This window comes from Peptidiphaga sp. (genome assembly GCF_057238965.1).
This window is the reverse complement of the sequence record NZ_DBHHEV010000144.1, coordinates 1,469-3,100: the sequence shown is the minus strand read 5'-3', so window position 1 is coordinate 3,100 and position 1,632 is coordinate 1,469. Positions and strand designations below refer to the sequence as shown.

The window sequence follows — 1,632 nt, the reverse complement described above, 5'->3', positions numbered from 1 at the left end:
CTTCCAGGGCGTCTCGGCGGTCGCCAAGACCGCCGACGGGTATGAAATTACGCAGAACGTTCCCGGCGGAAGCCGCACGATCGCCGTTTCCGGCCCCGTCGTCGTCTCCGCTTCCTCGGACGCCGTGGCCCCCAAGGTTCCGTCCATGAAGGACATCCTCGCCGCCGGCAAGAAGCCCGTGGAGAAGGTCGAGGTTCCTTCCGTCGACGTCGAAGTCACCGTCGTCGGCCGTTCAAAGCCCGAGCGCAAGGCTCGCAAGAACAAGATTTTCGAGGGCGCGGACGCTCCCGCCCAGCTCGTTGCCGCCCTGCGTGCCGACGGCGTGCTCTGAGAGTTGAAAGGACAAAGACAACAATGGCAAACACCTGGATCATCGCGGTAGACCCGCAGATTGCCGCTCTCGTCGAGCATGGGCGGGCGGTCGGCGGCTCAGTCACGGCAGTGACCGTCGGCGGCACGCCCGTTGCCGGAGTCGACAAGGTCATCGACGTGGCGCTTCCCGAGGGCGTTCCCGCCGAGGCCGCTGCGCCCGCGGTTGCAGCGGCAGTCGCAGCCGAGGCCGGCGACGTCGTCCTCGCCGCCAACAAGCCCGCCGAGCGGGTCCTCGCCGGCGCCGTCGCGGTCAAGCTGAACGCCGCGTTCCTTCCCGGCCTCAAGTCGGTCAAGGACGGCGCGGCCGAGCTTTCGCGTTACGGCGGCCTTTCTTTTGAAAGCGTCTCCTTTGACTCTCCCGTCGTCGCGGTTCTCGACGGCGGCGCTGAGGCCGAGGGCGAGCCTGTGGCCGCCGAGGCGGCAGAAGGCTCGGTCTACGAGGCCAAGGTCACCGGCCAAAACAAGACGGAAGTCGCCGCGGTCAATCTGGGGGCGGCCAAGCGCGTCGTCTCAGCCGGACGAGGCTTCAAAGCGAAGGAGGACCTCAAGCTGGCCGAGGATCTCGCAGCTGCCATCGGCGCCGAGCTCGCGTGCTCGCGTCCCCTCGCCGAAGGCGCGGACTGGATGGCCGTCGACCGCTACATCGGCGTCTCCGGCCAGATCGTCTCGCCCGAGCTCTACATCGCCGTCGGCATCTCCGGCCAGATCCAGCACACGGTGGGCATGAGCGATTCGAAGGTCGTCGTGGCCGTGAACAGCGATTCGAAGGCGCCTATGTTCGCTGGAGCCGATTACGGAATCGTCGGCGATCTCTACGAGGTTCTTCCGGCGCTGACGGAGGCTGTTAAGTAGGGATTATGGCCGAAGAGAACTACGATTTCGACGTCATCGTCGTCGGCGGAGGAGTGGCGGGTTCCGTCTGCGCCTACCTGCTAGCGAAGAAAGGGCGCGAGGTCCTACTCGTCGAGAGGGGGATGGAGCCGGGGTCCAAGAACCTTTCGGGCGGCGTCTTTTACTGTCGCGTCATGCAAGAGGTGTTCCCGAACTTCATTGAAGAAGCCCCGATCGAACGGCGCATCACCCGCAATTGTTTGAGCTTCCTCAACCCGACTAACTTCGTGAACGTCGACTACTGGGACTCGCGGCTGGCCGAGCCGGTCAACGCGGTCACGGTTTTGCGGGCGAAGTTCGATCCGTGGCTTGCGGAGCAGGCGGAGGAAGCGGGCGTGACAGTCATGCCCGGCGTCAAGGTCGACGGGA

Annotated in this window: 2 protein-coding genes and 1 pseudogene; all 3 read left to right on the top strand. The window is 65.4% G+C overall.

What is annotated here, in order from left to right; genetic code table 11:
• Positions 1–331: pseudogene (locus tag ACO48X_RS11080) on the top strand (electron transfer flavoprotein subunit beta/FixA family protein); the annotation flags it as partial.
• A gap of 23 nt (positions 332–354) precedes the next feature.
• Entirely contained in the window at positions 355–1,224 is an 870-nt protein-coding gene (locus tag ACO48X_RS11075; protein WP_485002140.1) for an electron transfer flavoprotein subunit alpha/FixB family protein, read from the top strand.
• Between the two features lie 5 nt (positions 1,225–1,229).
• Positions 1,230–1,632, top strand: a 403-nt coding sequence (locus ACO48X_RS11070) for an FAD-dependent oxidoreductase (RefSeq protein WP_485002139.1), incomplete at its 3' end; no start/stop codon positions are given.